This is a genomic window from Pseudomonas sp. LRF_L74, assembly GCF_965644255.1.
In the GTDB taxonomy this organism is placed as follows: Bacteria; Pseudomonadota; Gammaproteobacteria; order Pseudomonadales; family Pseudomonadaceae; genus Aquipseudomonas.
Map to the genome: position 1 here is coordinate 20,524 of NZ_CBFFRH010000004.1, position 17,943 is coordinate 38,466.

17 protein-coding genes and 1 tRNA gene are annotated in these 17,943 nt (G+C 60.1%); 1 reads left to right on the forward strand and 17 read right to left on the reverse strand.

Features of this window, described 5'->3' with window-relative positions:
• Nucleotides 1–88: 88 nt before the first annotated feature.
• The 16 genes from ACSZPK_RS11545 to ftsH all read right to left on the reverse strand — a co-directional run bounded on the left by ACSZPK_RS11545 (nucleotide 89) and on the right by ftsH (nucleotide 16,699).
• Nucleotides 89–286: a CsbD family protein gene (locus tag ACSZPK_RS11545; protein ID WP_437881602.1), complete on the reverse strand. Its 198-nt coding sequence runs from the start codon at nucleotides 284–286 to the stop codon at nucleotides 89–91.
• A 36-nt stretch (nucleotides 287–322) separates the two neighbouring features.
• Complete coding sequence (locus ACSZPK_RS11550; RefSeq protein WP_437881603.1) at nucleotides 323–688, reverse strand: BON domain-containing protein; 366 nt, start codon at nucleotides 686–688, stop codon at nucleotides 323–325.
• A gap of 206 nt (nucleotides 689–894) precedes the next feature.
• Nucleotides 895–2,307 carry a tetratricopeptide repeat protein gene (locus ACSZPK_RS11555; RefSeq protein ID WP_437881604.1) on the reverse strand — a complete coding sequence of 471 codons (1,413 nt, stop codon included), beginning with the start codon at nucleotides 2,305–2,307 and terminating at the stop codon, nucleotides 895–897.
• Nucleotides 2,308–2,407: 100 nt separating this feature from the next.
• Nucleotides 2,408–4,513 (reverse strand): polyribonucleotide nucleotidyltransferase, encoded by a 2,106-nt coding sequence (gene pnp, locus ACSZPK_RS11560; protein ID WP_437881605.1) that lies wholly within the window; start codon nucleotides 4,511–4,513, stop codon nucleotides 2,408–2,410.
• Between the two features lie 167 nt (nucleotides 4,514–4,680).
• Complete coding sequence (gene rpsO, locus ACSZPK_RS11565; RefSeq protein ID WP_437881606.1) at nucleotides 4,681–4,950, reverse strand: 30S ribosomal protein S15; 270 nt, start codon at nucleotides 4,948–4,950, stop codon at nucleotides 4,681–4,683.
• A 118-nt stretch (nucleotides 4,951–5,068) separates the two neighbouring features.
• Nucleotides 5,069–5,986 (reverse strand): tRNA pseudouridine(55) synthase TruB, encoded by a 918-nt coding sequence (gene truB, locus ACSZPK_RS11570; RefSeq protein WP_437881607.1) that lies wholly within the window; start codon nucleotides 5,984–5,986, stop codon nucleotides 5,069–5,071.
• Nucleotides 5,987–5,988: 2 nt separating this feature from the next.
• A complete protein-coding gene (gene rbfA / locus ACSZPK_RS11575) occupies nucleotides 5,989–6,366 on the reverse strand; it encodes a 30S ribosome-binding factor RbfA (protein WP_437881608.1) in 378 nt (125 codons plus the stop codon).
• A gap of 99 nt (nucleotides 6,367–6,465) precedes the next feature.
• Nucleotides 6,466–8,976, reverse strand: coding sequence for a translation initiation factor IF-2 (infB, locus tag ACSZPK_RS11580; protein ID WP_437881609.1), 2,511 nt, complete (start codon nucleotides 8,974–8,976; stop codon nucleotides 6,466–6,468).
• A 26-nt stretch (nucleotides 8,977–9,002) separates the two neighbouring features.
• The gene (gene nusA / locus ACSZPK_RS11585) at nucleotides 9,003–10,484 is read right to left on the reverse strand and encodes a transcription termination factor NusA (RefSeq protein WP_437881610.1); all 1,482 of its coding nucleotides are present in this window, start codon (nucleotides 10,482–10,484) and stop codon (nucleotides 9,003–9,005) included.
• A 49-nt stretch (nucleotides 10,485–10,533) separates the two neighbouring features.
• Nucleotides 10,534–10,992, reverse strand: coding sequence for a ribosome maturation factor RimP (gene rimP, locus ACSZPK_RS11590; protein ID WP_437881611.1), 459 nt, complete (start codon nucleotides 10,990–10,992; stop codon nucleotides 10,534–10,536).
• Nucleotides 10,993–11,276: 284 nt separating this feature from the next.
• Nucleotides 11,277–11,362: transfer RNA gene (locus ACSZPK_RS11595), tRNA-Leu, on the reverse strand.
• 7 nt (nucleotides 11,363–11,369) lie between these two features.
• Nucleotides 11,370–11,756 carry a preprotein translocase subunit SecG gene (gene secG, locus ACSZPK_RS11600; RefSeq protein ID WP_437881612.1) on the reverse strand — a complete coding sequence of 129 codons (387 nt, stop codon included), beginning with the start codon at nucleotides 11,754–11,756 and terminating at the stop codon, nucleotides 11,370–11,372.
• Between the two features lie 4 nt (nucleotides 11,757–11,760).
• A complete protein-coding gene (gene tpiA / locus ACSZPK_RS11605) occupies nucleotides 11,761–12,513 on the reverse strand; it encodes a triose-phosphate isomerase (protein WP_437881613.1) in 753 nt (250 codons plus the stop codon).
• A 64-nt stretch (nucleotides 12,514–12,577) separates the two neighbouring features.
• Nucleotides 12,578–13,918, reverse strand: coding sequence for a phosphoglucosamine mutase (glmM, locus tag ACSZPK_RS11610; protein ID WP_437881614.1), 1,341 nt, complete (start codon nucleotides 13,916–13,918; stop codon nucleotides 12,578–12,580).
• A 9-nt stretch (nucleotides 13,919–13,927) separates the two neighbouring features.
• On the reverse strand, nucleotides 13,928–14,779 hold the full coding sequence (gene folP, locus ACSZPK_RS11615; protein ID WP_437881615.1) for a dihydropteroate synthase: 852 nt from the start codon (nucleotides 14,777–14,779) through the stop codon (nucleotides 13,928–13,930).
• Between the two features lie 9 nt (nucleotides 14,780–14,788).
• On the reverse strand, nucleotides 14,789–16,699 hold the full coding sequence (gene ftsH, locus ACSZPK_RS11620; RefSeq protein WP_437881616.1) for an ATP-dependent zinc metalloprotease FtsH: 1,911 nt from the start codon (nucleotides 16,697–16,699) through the stop codon (nucleotides 14,789–14,791).
• Between the two features lie 519 nt (nucleotides 16,700–17,218).
• Between ftsH and yhbY the strand changes: the two genes are divergently transcribed.
• Complete coding sequence (yhbY, locus tag ACSZPK_RS11625) at nucleotides 17,219–17,530, forward strand: ribosome assembly RNA-binding protein YhbY (RefSeq protein WP_437881617.1); 312 nt, start codon at nucleotides 17,219–17,221, stop codon at nucleotides 17,528–17,530.
• Here yhbY and ACSZPK_RS11630 read toward each other — a convergent pair.
• Nucleotides 17,521–17,907, reverse strand: a complete 387-nt coding sequence (locus tag ACSZPK_RS11630) for a DUF4149 domain-containing protein (RefSeq protein ID WP_437881618.1) — start codon at nucleotides 17,905–17,907, stop codon at nucleotides 17,521–17,523. The genes yhbY and ACSZPK_RS11630 overlap by 10 nt on opposite strands.
• Between the last annotated feature and the right edge of the window lie 36 nt (nucleotides 17,908–17,943).

Here is a 17,943-nt window from a genome sequence, read left to right on the forward strand (position 1 = left end):
GCCTGCGGCCATCTGAAGCGGGAGCCGGCCCAACAACGAAGAAGCCCCGCATCATGCGGGGCCTCTTCGGTAGTCTTCAGAGCAGCCGTTACAGCTTGCTGCTGAAATCACGCAGCTCGTCCTGAGCCTTTTCCTTGGTCCAGCCATAGCGCTCTTGCAGTTTGCCTGCGAGGTACTCGCTGTGGCCTTCAGCAACATCGAGGTCATCATTGGTCAGGTTGCCCCAACGCTCCTTGATGCGCCCATTGAGTTGCTTCCATTTGCCTTTGATCACATCACTGTTCATTGCGCATTCCTCCGGCATTGCCGCATTCGCGAATGATTAGTCGGCGGACTTCAGGCCATCGGCCGAAACGGCGTGGACGCCTTTGATTTCCTTGGCCTTGGCAATGGCCAGGTCACGCTCGGCATCGGTAGCCACTACGCCAGACAGGGACACCACGCCTTTGTTGGTCTCGACCTTGATGTCCAGGCCACTGAGGTTTTTCTCGGCGAGGAAGGTGGATTTCACTTTGCTGGTGATCCAGGTGTCGGATACGGCTTCTTCAGCCTTGTCGACTTCATTGGCAGCCAGCAGGGTCGGCTGGGCCGACAGGCTGTCTGCGGCAAATGCGGCACCTGCCAGCGGCAGGCTCATGACGGCAGCGGTAAAGGCAGCAAAAGCGATCTTGTTGATTGGCTGTTTCATGGATATCGACTCCTGTACGTTTCCAGATCCCCGCAGACCGATCATTGGCTGCAGGCTCGTAAGGGATATCGCAAGTCACATGCCAATTTATATTTCAAAAATAATCAATTAAAATCAATATCTTAAAAACAAACCACACGTGGATTATCGTGCAATCTGCATACTCGCACTTTGGGTGTCAGGCAAATTGCACGAAAAAACGAAGATCAGTTGTCGAGCTTGGCCAAGGTCTGCTCCAGTGCGATCACTTCACCCATCTGCGGTGATTGTGGATAACGAGCACGGACGAAAGCCATGAGTTTACGGGCCTGGTCAACCTGCCCCAGCCCTTCGGCGAAGGCCCGAGCGGCAACCAGATAAGCACGAGCGACGTGCGGATAGTCCGGAAAACGCTGGTGCAGATTACGCAGCAGGCTGAGCCCCTCGCGAATCTTGTGGCGCTCGATCAGCACACCGGCAATACGCTCGCAGGCAAAGGCATCATCCGGCAGGTAGTCGGCGCGCAGCTGGCGGGCATCGAGCCAGGCATTGGCGGCCTGGCCCGGGTCCTGACGAATGGCCAGCGGCAGGTAGTGAGCCATATGGCGCAGGCAGCGCTCCTGTTCGCCCAGACCGAACAGCAACTGATGGAAGCGCTCGTTGAGCTGGAAGTCATTGGGCGCCTGGTCGAGGGCTCGGGTCAGGGTTTCCAGCGCCGATTGCGCCTGCCCTTCGCGCAAGCGAATTTCGGTTTCCACCAGGGCACGCTTGCGACGGTACTCATCGGTAGGAAACGCATTGTCCTGCTCGTCATCATCAGCCACGGCGTAGCCGAAGTCGCCCTGATACTGGAACACCGCGTAGCCCATCATGGCGCACATCACCACGCAGAAATAACCGAAGGCGAATGCCGCAATCGGCACCAGAACGATCCTCGGCAGCCCACTGGCAACCATGTACAGCACCCAGGCCGGCGACTGCCAGAGGATGAACAGGAACACCCAGAGAATCAGGTAACGCCAGCCCATCGCCTTGATCACCTGGCCGACCTCTTCCGGGTTCAGTGCCGAACCCAAGGTCTTTTCCAGCGCCAGGCGGATGATACAGGCCGGCATGAGCAGCTGGATCGCAATACTCACCAGCCAGAACAACGCCTCGCTATGAAAGTCCGCCACCAGCCAGAGTAGAGCAAAGGCGACGATGAACAGCACCAGCAAGCGCCAGAACAGGCTGAAGCCCTCGCTATCGAATGCGCTGCGTACCGTGGGCGCCTCGCGCGAACCCAGGCTGGAATGCTCGATGACGCTCTGCAGGTACTTGGTCGCCACGCAGAACAAGGCCAGCCACAGCAGTTTCCAGGCCGGCAGGAACAGGCACGCCAGGGCCAGGCCGCCACTGAATATCAGCGGCTCACGCTGCAGCGCGTACTGAAAGAAGGACGGAATCCGCTCCCAGAAAGGCTGGGCAGTATTGCTCGCGCCGAGAAAACGTAGTTCGCCTGCGCACAGCGGGCACACTGGAGAAGATTCTGCAGCGTCGGCATTCAGCGGCGTGCAGCAATCGCCGAAGTCGCGCTGGCATGGCGCGCAGTGCCAGGTTGCCGGTTGCGCCGGGTGGTAACGGCAAAAAGTCTTTTCCATGGGGCGCAGGTTCCTGGCAAGCCGCGAAAGGCGCCATTCTCCAGGCAAAAAAAGAGGGCCCGCAAGGGGCCCTCTCTTTCAGCGTGACGTCGGTAGCGTATTAAACGCCCGATGCCTTGGCCGCGGCGACGTCCTTGATGGACAGCTTGATACGGCCACGGTTGTCGACGTCCAGTACCAGCACTTCGACTTCCTGGCCTTCTTTCAGGATATCGGTGACCTTCTCGACGCGCTGATCGCTCAGCATCGAGATATGCACCAGACCGTCCTTGCCCGGCAGGATGTTGACGAAGGCGCCGAAGTCGACGATGCGCTCGACCTTGCCGACGTAGATCTTGCCGATCTCGGCCTCGGCGGTGATCGCCAGGACGCGTTGCTTGGCAGCGTCGGCAGCTTCCTTGGTCTCGCCGAAGATCTTGATCGAGCCGTCGTCTTCGATGTCGATCGACGCCTTGGTCTCTTCGCAGATCGCACGGATGGTGGCACCACCCTTGCCGATGACGTCGCGGATCTTGTCCTGGTCGATCTTCATCGACAGCATGGTCGGCGCGTTGGCCGACAGCTCGCTGCGCGACTGGGCGATGACCTGGTTCATCTGGCCGAGAATGTTCAGGCGTGCTTCCAGTGCCTGGTTCAGGGCGATTTCCATGATCTCTTCGGTGATGCCCTGGATCTTGATGTCCATCTGCAGCGCGGTCACGCCCTTGGCGGTACCGGCAACCTTGAAGTCCATGTCGCCCAGGTGGTCTTCGTCGCCGAGGATGTCGGTCAGGACGGCGAACTTCTCGCCTTCCTTGACCAGGCCCATGGCGATACCGGCAACCGGCGCCTTCATCGGCACGCCGGCGTCCATCAGCGCCAGGGAAGCGCCGCAGACCGAAGCCATGGAGCTGGAACCGTTGGACTCGGTGATTTCCGACACCACGCGAATGGTGTACGGGAACTCGTCGCCGCTCGGCAGCATGGCGGCGACGCCACGACGGGCCAGGCGACCGTGACCAATTTCGCGACGGCCGGTGGCGCCCATGCGGCCACACTCGCCCACCGAGTACGGCGGGAAGTTGTAGTGCAGCATGAAGGGGTCTTTCTTCTCGCCTTCCAGGGTGTCGAGCAGTTGCGCGTCACGGGCGGTACCGAGGGTGGCAACCACCAGGGCCTGGGTCTCGCCACGGGTGAACAGCGCCGAACCGTGGGTCTTCTCCAGCACGCCGACTTCGATGTTCAGCGGACGTACGGTGCGGGTGTCGCGGCCGTCGATACGCGGCTTGCCGTCGACGATGTTCTCGCGAACGGTGCGGTATTCGATCAGACCGAAGGCTTCTTTCACTTCGGCGGAGGAAGGCTGGCCTTCTTCGCCGGACAACTTGGCCACGACCTGGTCACGCAGCTCGCCCAGGCGCGCGTAGCGATCCTGCTTGACGGTGATGGTGTAGGCCTCGGAGATGGCGGCGCCGAACTCCGACTTGATGGCGTTGAGCAGCGCGGTGTTTTCCAGCGGAGCGGACCAGTTCCAGGTCGGCTTGCCGGCTTCGGCGGCGAATTCCTTGATGGCGTTGATCACGGCCTGGAACTCGTCATGGGCGAACAGCACGGCGCCCAGCATCTGGTCTTCGGTCAGTTCCTTGGCTTCCGACTCCACCATCAGCACGGCGGTTTCGGTGCCGGCCACAACCATGTCGAGGCTGGACGCTTTCTGCTGCTCGTAGGTCGGGTTCAGCAGGTAGCCGCTTTCCGGATGGAAGGCGACACGGGCAGCGCCGATCGGGCCGTTGAACGGAATGCCGGATACAGCCAGGGCAGCCGAGGTACCGATCATGGCGGCGATGTCCGGATCGGTCTTCTTGCTGGTGGAGACCACGGTGCAGATGACCTGGACTTCGTTGAGGAAGCCTTCCGGGAACAGCGGGCGGATCGGGCGGTCGATCAGGCGCGAGGTCAGGGTCTCTTTCTCGGAAGGACGCGCTTCACGCTTGAAGAAACCACCGGGGATCTTGCCGGCGGCGTAGGTCTTTTCCTGGTAGTGCACGGACAGCGGGAAGAAGTCCTTGCCTGGATCGGCGGACTTGGCACCGACCACGGTGACCAGCACGCTGACGTCGTTGTCGACGCTGACCAGCACGGCGCCGGAGGCTTGACGGGCGATACGGCCAGTCTCGAGGGTGATGGTCGACTGACCGAACTGGAATTTCTTGATTACCGGATTCACGGCGTTTTCCTTCTCTTTGTTACCTTGGGGAAATTGGCGGAAGGCACGGGAGTCGGCCCGTCGCTTTCCAGCGGCGCTGAAAACCGAAAGCCCGAAGCTGCAAGCGGAGAGAGACTCTCCGCTTTCAACTCCGGGCTTCCAGCTTCAAGCGTTTGGTTCGCGCGCGATTAGCGACGCAGACCCAGGCGACCGATCAGGGCGCTGTAACGCGAGGTATCTTTGCCCTTCAGGTAGTCCAGCAGCTTGCGACGCTGGTTGACCATACGGATCAGACCACGACGGGAGTGGTGATCTTTACCGTTGGCCTTGAAGTGGCCTTGCAGCTTGTTGATGTTGGCGGTCAGCAGGGCAACCTGCACTTCCGGACTACCGGTATCGCCTTCAGCTTGCTTGTACTCGCTTACGATCTGGGCTTTTTCTTCAACGCTCAGTGCCATGGTATGGGCTCCTAGAGTGAACAGGCCGGGACAGTTCCCGTGTTTTAAAGAGAGGCATGACCGTGCCTGCTGACAGCCACCCTCTATACACATCACCGCAAGCGGCGATGCGTTTCGGTCATTCCGACCGAATCAGTCGACGCGGCGCTACGCGCCCGTCTTCGCTCATTTCACCGATGCCGATGAAACGACCGGTGTGATCCTGCACCCGGACCATGCCGAACTTCGGCGCTTCCGGGGCTCTTACCGGCTGACCGTGCAACCAGTAGTACGCACTGTGCTCGGAAAACTGCAGCAACGGCCAGTGTTCCAGGCCACTGTCGGACGGTAGCAGAAACCGGTCCAGCGCCTCGTTGCCACCTTCGGCATGGGCCTTTTCCAAGGTTTCCAGGGTTACCGTCTGCGCCAGGCCGAACGGGCCTGCCTGGGTACGGCGCAGTTCTGCAACGTGTGCGCCGCAACCGAGCAACTGGCCGAGATCCTCGACCAGGGTACGAATATAGGTACCTTTGCTGCATGCCACGCTCAGACGAAGCTGCTCGTTTTCGCAGGCCAGCAAATCCAGGCGCGCAATAGTAACAGAACGCGCCTCGCGCTCCACTACTTCTCCAGCACGGGCCAGCTTGTACAGCGGCTGGCCATCCTTCTTCAGCGCCGAATACATCGGCGGCACCTGGCTGATCTCGCCGCGAAAGCGCGGCAGCAACGCCTCGACATCATCGCGGCCGATTGTTACCGGCTTGCGTTCGATGATTTCACCCTCGGCATCACCGGTGCTGGTGGTCACGCCGAGCTGGGCAACGGTCTCGTAGCCCTTGTCGGCATCGAGCAGGTACTGGGAAAACTTGGTCGCCTCGCCGAAGCACAGCGGCAATACGCCGGTGGCCAGCGGATCGAGGCTGCCGGTGTGGCCCGCCTTTTCGGCATTGAGCAGCCAGCGGACCTTCTGTAACGCGGCGTTGGAGCTGAAGCCCTTGGGCTTGTCGAGCAGAATGATACCGCTGACGTTGCGGCGAATTCGTTTTACCTGAGCCACGTTCAATCGTCCCGATGCTTGCTGTCTTCAGCCACGGCACGCTCGATCAGCGCCGACAAGTGGGCGCCTCGGGAGATGCTCTCGTCATAATGGAAATGCAGTTGTGGCACGCTGCGCAGCTTCATCGCCTTGCCCAACTGCATACGCAGGAAACCTGCGGCATCGTTGAGGACGACCAGATTCTGCTTGATCTTCTCCGCGTCGCTCTCGCCCATGACGGTGATAAACACCTTGGCATGGCCGACATCGCGACTGACCTCGACGGCGGTGACGGTGACAAAGCCCAGGCGCGGATCCTTCACTTCACGCGGGATCATCTGCGCCAGCTCACGCTGGATCTGGTCGCCGATGCGTTGGGTACGGCTGTATTCTTTGGCCATTTCTTCCTACCTCGTCCGCCGAACTCGCCTGCGGACCTAAAAGCGGCAAACGCCCGGCACCGCAGAGCGGGACCGGGCGTCGGGTGTTGCAACTCGCGCTTACAGCGTACGAGCCACCTGGACCTTCTCGAACACTTCGATCTTGTCCCCGACCTTGACGTCGTTGTAGCTCTTCACGCCGATACCGCACTCCATGCCGTTACGCACTTCGGCGACGTCGTCCTTGAAGCGACGCAGGGATTCCAGCTCGCCTTCGAAGATCACCACGTCGTCACGCAGTACACGGATCGGGCGATTACGGTGAACCGTACCTTCGACCACCATGCAGCCGGCGACGGCGCCGAACTTCGGCGAACGGAACACGTCACGGACTTCGGCGATACCCAGGATGTTCTCGCGAACATCGCTGCCGAGCATGCCGGAGAGCGCTTTCTTGACGTCTTCGATGATGTCGTAGATCACGTTGTAGTAACGCATGTCCAGACCTTCCTGCTCGACGATCTTGCGCGCACCGGCATCGGCACGCACGTTGAAGCCGAACAGCACGGCGTTGGAGGCCAGCGCCAGGTTGGCATCGGACTCGGTGATACCACCGACGCCGCCACCGACCACACGCACTTGCACTTCGTCGTTACCCAGGCCGCTGAGCGAGCCCTGCAGCGCTTCGAGCGAACCACGCACATCGGACTTGAGCACGATGTTGAGCGTCTTCTTCTCTTCCTGCCCCATGTTCTCGAAGATGTTTTCCAGCTTGCCGGCATGGGCACGGGCCAGTTTCACCTCGCGGAACTTGCCTTGGCGGAACAGAGCGACTTCACGGGCCTTCTTCTCGTCGGCGACCACGGTCATTTCATCACCGGCGTCCGGCGTACCGTCCAGGCCAAGGATTTCGACCGGGATCGACGGGCCGGCTTCCTTGATCGGCTTGCCGTTCTCGTCGAGCATCGCGCGGATACGACCGAAGTTGACGCCGACCAGCACCATGTCGCCTTGACGCAGGGTACCGTCCTGAACCAGCACGGTAGCCACCGGACCACGGCCCTTGTCGAGGCGCGACTCGACGACCACACCACGACCAGGAGCCGACGGTGTAGCCTTGAGTTCGAGCACTTCGGCCTGCAGCAGAACGGCTTCGAGCAATTCGTCGACGCCAGTACCGAGCTTGGCCGAAACGTGCACGTAAGGTGCATCGCCGCCCCACTCTTCCGGGATCACATCGAGAGCGGCCAGGCCGTTCTTGATGTTGTCCGGGTTGGCATCGGGCTTGTCGATCTTGTTCACCGCGACCACGATCGGCACGCCAGCGGCTTTCGCGTGCTGGACGGCTTCCTGGGTCTGCGGCATGACGCCGTCGTCGGCCGCGACGACCAGGATGACGATGTCGGTAGCCTTGGCACCGCGAGCACGCATCTGGGTGAACGCAGCGTGACCGGGGGTATCGAGGAAGGTGACCATGCCGCGGTCGGTTTCCACGTGATACGCACCGATGTGCTGGGTGATACCACCGGCCTCGCCAGCCGCCACCTTGGCGCGACGGATGTAGTCGAGCAGCGAGGTCTTACCGTGGTCGACGTGACCCATTACGGTCACCACCGGCGCACGATGGAACTCCTCGCCTTCGAACTTCAGCGACTCGGCCAGTTGCTCTTCGATGGCGTTCTCGCTGACCAGCTTGACCTTGTGGCCCAGCTCTTCGGCGATCAACTGGGCAGTTTCCTGGTCCAGCACCTGGTTGATGGTCACCGGGGTGCCCATCTTGAACATGAACTTGACGACTTCGGCGCCCTTGACCGACATCTGCGCGGCCAGGTCGGCAACGGTGATGGTCTCGCCGATGGAAACGTCGCGCACGACTGGCCCTGTCGGGCTCTGGAAGCCATGCTGGTTACGCTTCTTCAGCTTGCTCTTGCCACGACCGCCACGGCGGAAACCATCGGTTTCTTCGTCGGCGCTGCGCGGGGCAACACGTGGCGACGGCGCCTTTTCCTTGACCGCAGGACGGTGCTGGGTCTGCTTGCGATCACGTCGTTCCTCTTCATCGGAACGCGCGCGCTCCGGACGACGAGGCTCTTCTTTCTTGCGCTCCGCTGCCGGCGCTTCGCTGACGGCAGCAGGGGCCTGGGCAGCAACCGGAGCCGTTACGGGTTCCTGAGCAGCCGCCGCTGGCTTTTCAGCTTCACTAACCTTGGTCTCGGCCTGCTGACGAGCTTCCTCGGCGGCACGACGGGCGGCTGCTTCCTGCTCTTCCTTCTGACGGGCGGCGGCCTCGGCGGCGCGTTGCTCTTCGAACTCACGCTGCTTTTCAGCCTCGATCTCGGCAGGGCTACGCTTGACGTAGGTTTTCTTCTTGCGCACCTCGACACTGATGGTCTTGCTACCAGCGACCTTCAAAGTGGTAGTGGTCTTGCGCTGCAAGGTTATCTTGCGTGGTTCTTCGAGCTTGTCGCCGTGGCTGCTCTTGAGATGGGCAAGCAATGCCTGCTTCTCGTTATCGGTCACAACTTGCTCGGCACTGGTGTGCGGCAGCCCCGCGTCACGCATCTGCAACAGCAGGCGCTCTACCGGTGTGTCGACCACTTGGGCCAGTTCTTTCACCGTGACTTGCGTCATGCACTTCTCTCCTCAGGCCGTAACACTTACTCGAACCAATGGGCTCGGGCGGCCATGATCAGCTTGCCGGCACGCTCTTCGTCGATGCCGTCGATGTCGAGCAGGTCGTCGATCGACTGCTCGGCCAGGTCCTCGCGGGTGATTACCCCACGTACCGCCAACTCTTGTGCCAGTTCCTTGTCCATGCCCTCGAGGGACAACAGATCTTCGGCCGGCTGGGCATCCGCCAGTTTTTCTTCATTGGCGATGGCCTTGGTCAGCAGACGATCCTTGGCACGAGCACGCAGCTCGTTGACGATGTCCTCGTCGAAACCGTCGATGCTGAGCATCTCTTCCATCGGCACATAGGCAATCTCTTCGAGGCTGCTGAAACCCTCCTCGACCAGTACCTGTGCCAGCTCTTCGTCAACTTCCAGTTCGTCGATGAAGTTCTGCAGGATGTCGCCAGTTTCCGCTTGTTGCTTGGCCTGGATATCCGCCTCGGTCATCACGTTCAGGGTCCAGCCGGTCAGTTGGCTGGCCAGACGCACGTTCTGGCCGCCACGACCAATGGCTTGGGCCAGGTTGTCTTCGGCAACCGCGATATCCATGGCATGGGCATCTTCGTCGACGATGATCGCGGCAACTTCAGCCGGGGCCATGGCATTGATCACGAACTGCGCAGGGTTTTCGTCCCACAGCACGATATCGACACGCTCGCCACCCAGCTCGCCGGAAACGGCCTGGACACGGGAACCACGCATACCGATGCAGGCGCCCTGTGGATCGATGCGTTTGTCCTTGGAGCGCACCGCGATCTTGGCACGCGAACCCGGATCACGGGAGGCCGCCATCACTTCGATGAGCTCTTCGGCGATCTCGGGAACCTCGATACGGAACAGCTCGATCAGCATCTGCGGCGCGGTACGCGACAGGATCAGTTGCGGCCCACGGTTCTCGGTACGGATTTCCTTGAGCAGCGCACGAACCCGTACGCCAACGCGGAAGGTCTCGCGGGCGATGATGTCTTCGCGAGCGAGCAGTGCCTCGGCATTGTTGCCCAGATCGACGATCACGCTGTCACGGGTGACCTTCTTGACCGTGCCGGAGATGATGTCGCCAACGCGTTCGCGATAAGCATCGACCACCTGGGCGCGCTCGGCCTCACGGACCTTCTGCACGATCACCTGTTTGGCGGTCTGCGCAGCGATACGGCCGAACTCGATGGACTCGACCATCTCTTCGACTACGTCGCCGACCTTTGCATCGGGCTTCTGCTCACGCGCCTGTTCGACCGTCAGTTCAGCAGCCGGATTCTCCAGGTCATCCTCATCGACAACGGCCCAGACACGGAAGGTTTCGTAGTTGCCGGACTGGCGATTGATCGCCACACGCAACTCGACTTCGTCGTCAAAACGTTTTTTGGTTGCCGTCGCCAGAGCCAGCTCGAGCGCTTCGAAAATCACGCCGGCCGGTACGCCCTTCTCGTTCGATACCGACTCAACAACCAGCAGTACTTCTTTACTCATCGTACGCCTCGCCTTTCGCAATCCATTGGATCCGCGGGATCCGCGTCTTTTAGTCAAACGTGGGAACTATATTGGCCTTGTCGACCAGCTCGATCGGCAGCAGGTATTCATGGTCATCCACTTGAACCACCACATCCTGCTCCTCGACTCCACGAAGAAGACCCTGAAAATTACGGCGCCCTTCAAAAGGAGAGCGCAATTTGATCTTTACCTGCTCACCGGCATGGGCAGAGAACTGCTCCAGCGTGAACAGCGGACGGTCCATGCCAGGCGAGGAAACCTCGAGCGAATACTCCGTCGTGATCGGGTCTTCGACATCAAGGACACCGCTCACCTGGCGACTCACAGCCTCGCAGTCCTCGACCAGAATGCCATTGGCATGGTCGATGTAGACACGCAGGATCGAATGCTTTCCCTGGGACAGAAACTCGATGCCCCAGCACTCGTAACCCAGCGACTCCACGACAGGAGCCAGCAAGGCCTGCAACTGTTCTAGCTTGCTCGACACCTGAAGCCCCCTTAATTGCGTAGAAATAAAAAATGGGCGAAACGCCCATCCATCGAGTTACTCGGCAAGGCCGGTAACGGAGTGTCTGGCAGCCAACAAAAAGCCCCTAACGAGGGGCTTATACACGACTACCCAACTGATCTCGGCGAAAGCGTCCCATCAGGTCGCCTTCTGCGTATACGCCCAAACCAGTGCAAAAGCTGGGCGAGGAGTATACGGACTCGCCATGGCAGGGTCAACCAACCCCAAAACAAGAAAGCCCGCATCAGCGGGCTTCTTGTATTTGGTACCGAGGAGGGGACTCGAACCCCTACAGCCTATGGCCACTACCACCTCAAGGTAGCGTGTCTACCAATTCCACCACCTCGGCAAAACGCTTACTTCTGCTCCGGAGCTGCAGGCACATCGGATGCACCGTTCGCTTCAGGCTTCTGCTGCTCAAGAACCGGAACATCGTCCGCTTCAGGCTTATTCTGAGGCACTTCCAGAACCGTAGGATCTGGCAAACCAGCGGACGCTATGTTATCAGCTTTCTCTTTAGCAAAGAAAGCTAAACCTAAGCTGGTAATGAAAAAAATTGCTGCGAGCACTGCAGTAAAACGGCTCAGGAAAGTAGCGGAACCCTGGCTACCGAAGACGGTACCCGAAGCGCCCGCGCCAAACGAAGCCCCCGCATCAGCACCCTTACCCTGCTGAAGGAGAACCAGAGCCACAACGCTGATCGCGCCAAGCAGATGAACGATTACAACCACTGTCTCCAGCATCTTCTCAGCTTCCCGCGGCGCGACAGATCGCACCAAATTCGTCTGCATTCAAAGAGGCTCCACCAACAAGCCCCCCATCTATATCCGGCATGCCGAACAACTCGGCAGCATTGGCGGCCTTGACGCTGCCACCGTACAGAATCCGTATACCTTGAGCGATTTCAGCGCTCTCGCCCGCCAATCGCGAACGGATGGCCGCGTGGACATCCTGCGCCTGCTGCGGAGAAGCCGTCAGCCCGGTACCTATTGCCCATACCGGCTCATAGGCGATTACCGCACGGGCAAAAGCCTCGATACCAACCTGCGCGATCATCGACCCCAACTGCTCATCAATCACCGACAAGGTCTTGCCAGCCTCACGCTGCGCAAGGCTTTCGCCAACGCAAAGCACCGGCACCAGCCCCGCGTCCAGAGCGGCAGAAAATTTCTGCGCCAGGATCTCGTCGGACTCGCCAATGATCGAGCGACGCTCAGAGTGCCCGATCAACACCAGAGAGCAACCGACATCACTCAGTTGTGTCGAAGCCACTTCGCCAGTCAACGCGCCCTGGGCTGATTGAATGGCACAATCCTGTGCGCCTACCACGAAACGCTTACCCAGGTTGGCGACCACATATTCAGTGAAGAGAAACGACGGTATCACTGCCGCTTCGACCGATTCAGGCAACTCAAGACCGGCCAGGCCTGCCACGAGTTCTGCGACGCTGGCGCGGGTACCGTGCATCTTCCAGTTACCAGCTACCAAAGGGCGACGCATGCCGTACCTCGTCGTTCAAAGTGGGCGCAAATATTACCCAAGCCCCCAAGGACTGGCAAGCCAGTCAAGCGCAGACCTCCTCAACCACCTTGGCAAGCTCCTGCGCATAAGCGCGGACCTTGGTGTCATCATCCCCCTCGACCATGACCCGGACCAATGGCTCGGTACCGGACTTGCGCAGCAGAACACGGCCACGTCCAGCCATGGCCAGCTCGACGCGAGCGCATGCCTCCTTGACCGCCGGATGCTCAATCGGGTCGACAGCACCGCTCTGGAAACGTACGTTGATCAGCACCTGCGGACACTTATTCATGCCCTGGCGGCTTTCAGCCAGCGTCTTGCCATCGCGCTGCAGCGCCAGCAATACCTGCAGGGCAGCGATGATCGCATCACCCGTCGTGGTATGACGACAGCACACGACATGGCCGGAGTTTTCACCCCCCAACTGCCAGCCGCGCTCCTGCAGCTCGGACATGACGTAACGATCACCAACCTTGGCACGCGCGAACGGCACCCCCAACTCGGCAAGCCCCAGCTCGAGGCCGAGGTTGCTCATCAGGGTGCCTACCACTCCGCCTTGCAACTCACCACGCGCCCGCAAGTCACGAGCAATGATATAGAGCAGTTCGTCGCCATCGACGATGCCGCCCGTATGGTCGATCATCAACACGCGATCGCCATCACCGTCGAAAGCGATACCCAGATCCGCCTGCTGGGAAAGGACCTCGTTACGCAGCAGATCCAGATGAGTCGAGCCGCAACCGTCATTGATGTTCAGCCCGTTGGGCTGTACGGCGACGGCCGAAACCGTCGCACCCAACTCTCGGAATACACTTGGCGCCACTTTGTACGTAGCGCCATGGGCACAGTCGACGACCAACTTCAGGCCAGCAAAGCTGGTGTTGGTCGGCACGCTGCTCTTGCAGAACTCGATGTAACGGCCAGCGGCATCATTGATCCGCGAAACCTTGCCCAACTGGGCGGACTCGACGAAAGTCATCGGCTGGTCGAGCAGTTCTTCGATCATCAGCTCGACTTCATCAGGCAGCTTGATGCCCTTGCCGGAAAAGAACTTGATGCCGTTGTCGTAGTGTGGATTGTGCGAAGCACTGATGACGATTCCCGCTTCCGCCTGGAAAGTACGCGTCAAATAGGCAATCGCCGGCGTCGGCATGGGCCCAAGCAGCATGACATCCGCGCCCGCCGAGGCCAGACCAGCCTCCAGGGCGGACTCGAACATATAACCGGAGATCCGTGTGTCCTTGCCAACGAGAATGCGGCAACGGCCCTGCTTGCGAAATGCCATGCCAGCAGCCCAGCCCAGGCGCAGCATGAAGTCAGGGGTGATGGGGAACTGCCCTACGTAACCACGGATTCCGTCCGTGCCGAAATACTTCCTGCCCATAAGCGCCTCTTATTCGATACTGCACACGGCATGGGCCATGCGCACTGCGTCCATCGTTTCCGCCACATCATGCACCCGCAGGATGCAGGCGCCCTTTTCCACGGCCAAAGCCGCCAGCGCCAATCCCCCTGCAAGCCGCTCATTGACTGCCCGCCCCAGAACGTTACCAATCATGCTCTTGCGCGAAACCCCGACGAGCAAGGGTCTTTCCAGCACATGCAAGGAGCCCATATGTCTGAACAGGCGCAGATTGTGCTCCAGGCTCTTGGCAAAGCCGAAGCCCGGGTCGAGCAGGATATTATCCACTGGAATACCTGCCTGCCGGCAAGCAACCATCCGCGCCTGTAGAAAATCACGCACTTCAGTCACAACATCCCGATAATACGGCGCACTCTGCATCGTCGACGGCTCGCCCTGCATGTGCATCAGGCACACCGCCAGGCCTGTACTGGCAGCCGCCTCGACAGCGCCCTCACGGCGTAGCGAACGAACGTCGTTGATGAGCCCAGCCCCCAGGCGCGCGCCCTCGAGCATGACTGCGGGCGTGGATGTATCAAGAGAAATGACCACGTCCAGCTCCGCAGACAGGGCCTCGACCATCGGCGCGACGCGATCGAGTTCTTCCTGCTCACCGACCACTGCCGCACCGGGCCTGGTCGACTCGCCGCCGATGTCGATCAGCGTAGCGCCAGCGGCCACCATTTCAGCAGCGTGCCGCAATGCCGCATCACGCTGAGCGAAACGCCCGCCATCGGAGAAGGAATCCGGGGTGACATTGAGAATACCCATGACATGTGGGCGTGACAAATCAAGAACCCGGCTGCCGCAAGGCAGTCGGGTCTGAAAGGAAGAAGCGCTCATCTGTTGATCTTAATGCTCGCCGGCGGGTCCACCGATAGGGGTTTCCGGACGCGGCGGAGTGTCCTTGGCCAGCGTGGTGCCAGAAGAACCACCACCATCCCAGTCGCGCGGCTCACGCGGGGTACGCCCAGCCATGATGTCGTCGATCTGCTCGGTATCGATGGTTTCGTACTTCATCAGCGCATCGGCCATGGCATCGAGCTTGTCGCGGTTCTCTTCGAGCAGGCGAGCCGCTGTCGCATAGCAACCATCGATGATGCTGCGAACCTCCAGGTCGATTTCCTTGGCCGTTTCGCCAGAAACATTCGCCTGCTGACCGCCACCGCCACGCCCGAGGAAAACATCACCCTCTTCTTCGGCATAGAGCAACGGCCCCAATTTCTCGGAAAGCCCCCACTTGGTCACCATGTTCCGCGCCAGACGCGTGGCACGCATGATGTCGTTCGACGCACCAGTGGTAACGCCATCGAAGCCAAGCGTCATCTCTTCCGCGATACGGCCGCCGAACAAGGAGCAGATCTGGCTGATCAGGGCACGCTTGGACAGGCTGTAGCGATCTTCCTCCGGCAGGAACATGGTCACGCCCAAGGCCCGGCCACGCGGGATGATCGACACCTTGTAGACCGGGTCGTGCTCCGGCACCAGGCGCCCAACAATCGCGTGGCCAGCCTCGTGATAAGCAGTGTTGAGCTTTTCCTTTTCCGACATGACCATGGATTTGCGCTCGGCGCCCATCATGATCTTGTCCTTAGCCAGCTCGAACTCTTTCATTTCGACGACGCGCTTATTGGCACGCGCAGCAAACAGAGCCGCCTCGTTGACCAGGTTGGCCAGGTCAGCACCAGAGAACCCCGGCGTGCCGCGGGCGATTACCGCAGGCTCGACATTGTCACCGATTGGCGCCTTGCGCATATGGACCTTGAGGATCTGCTCACGCCCACGAATGTCTGGCAGACCGACAACGACCTGCCGGTCAAAACGGCCGGGGCGCAACAGCGCCGGGTCGAGCACATCCGGACGGTTGGTGGCCGCGATGACGATGATTCCATCGTTCATCTCGAAACCATCCATTTCAACCAGCAACTGGTTCAGGGTCTGCTCGCGCTCATCGTGGCCACCGCCCATGCCGGCACCACGATGGCGACCGACCGCATCGATCTCGTCGATGAAGATGATGCATGGCGCATGCTTCTTCGCCTGCTCGAACATATCGCGCACACGACTGGCGCCCACACCGACGAACATTTCGACGAAATCGGAACCGGAGATGGTGAAGAATGGCACCTTGGCTTCGCCAGCAATGGCCTTGGCCAGCAGCGTCTTACCGGTACCAGGCGGGCCAACCATCAGCACGCCACGTGGAATACGGCCCCCCAGACGCTGGAACTTGCCCGGGTCCCGCAGGAACTCGACCAGCTCGCCGACTTCTTCTTTCGCTTCGTCACAGCCGGCGACATCGGCCAGCGTGGTCTTGACCTGGTCTTCGGAGAGCAGGCGCGCCTTGCTCTTGCCGAAACTCATCGGGCCGCCCTTGCCACCGGCACCGCCCTGCATCTGGCGCATGAAGAACATGAAGACCGCGATGATCACCAGAATCGGGAAGCTGGCGATCAGCAGTTGCGTCCAAATGCTCTGGCGCTCGGGCTGCTTGCCGATGATCTCGACCTTATTGTCGATCAGGTCCTTGATCAGGCCACGATCCTCGATGTCCGGGCGTACGGTCTCGAAACTCGAGCCGTCGACATTCTTGCCACTGATGATGTAACTATCGACAGTGACCTGCTTGACCTTGCCTTCCTGCACCTGCTGGACGAACTCGGAGTAGTTGAGTTTCCCGGCTTCGCTGGGGCTAGAGAAGTTGTTCATCACGGTAACCAGTACGGCCGCGATGATCAGCCACAGGATGAGATTCTTTGCCATGTCGTTCAATTAGCTACCCTCTGAGTGAGTCTCGCCGGAGACACGACTCGCATGACGGCGGTGGAAAACCCGCCTAACTTACTACACTACCCCCGCAACTGCAGGCGTCGTCTGTAACCCTTTATGAGGCCTGCCCAGCCACTCCGCGCGAATCCGCCGGAAACATCAGTCTAGGCCACCTCGAGAATCTCTGGCGAACGGATGCTGCCCCCATGGCGCAAAACGCTGCTCCCCTGCATTCGCCCAAACACATAAGCCAAGGCTACCAACCTGATATTGGGGCCATATGGAAAATCACAAGGCCTGTCGGACAATCGCTGGCTCCATGCAAGGCTCGCTCATTCGACTTGTGCGGGCGGACCACCGGCACATCTATTAACTGAGCGTTTCTGAACGCGCTCGGGTAAACTACGCCACTTTTTTACCCCCCGCACGCAACCGTAGCGAGTCGTAGCATGCCAGAGCGCTCAGTTCCATGCGCTTCGATTCGCTCAATGCGCGCCATGCAGGAAAATGATCATGCCGCTCAACAACGAACAGAAGAAACACTTCAAGTCCATCGGCCATCACCTCAAGCCCGTACTGATGGTGGCCGAGAATGGCCTGAGCGAAGGCGTGGTTGCCGAACTGGAACGCGCGCTGAACGATCACGAACTGATCAAGATTCAGTTTCGCATCACCGAGCGGGAAGATCGTCAGGCCTTGATCGAAGAACTGGCCAAAGTCGGCCGCTGCGAGCTGGTACAGGTCATCGGCAAGATGGCGCTGGTCTATCGCAAGAATCCAAAGCCCAACAAGAACCTGTCGAACATTCACCGCTATCAGGCCTGAGCATTGTCGACCGCCACTTTGTACGGTGCCGGCTGGATCACCAGTAGCGCACCGACAAAGGACAACAGCAGGTACAGGAACAGCCGCCACCAGCCCGCTTCGGGCACGAAGCGCGAAACCGCTGCATAGACCAGGCAAAGCACCAGCACCGCCATCAGCAGATGCCAGCGAGCGTCGCCACGCCAATCCCGGGATCCACTTAGCCGCAGCAAGATTGCCTGCACCACGACACCGAGCCCCGCGAACGCCACCATCAGCGGACTGATCTCGGCCCGGAAGTCCTCGACCAGCAGTTGCGCCAACCCCGTCTTGCCCAGCACGGGAAAAATCACGAAGTGCACCAGCCACAGGCCGCCGACCCAGAATGTCTGGATCAACAGCCAGGCACTGGAGACCAGGTAGCCCCCGCGCGA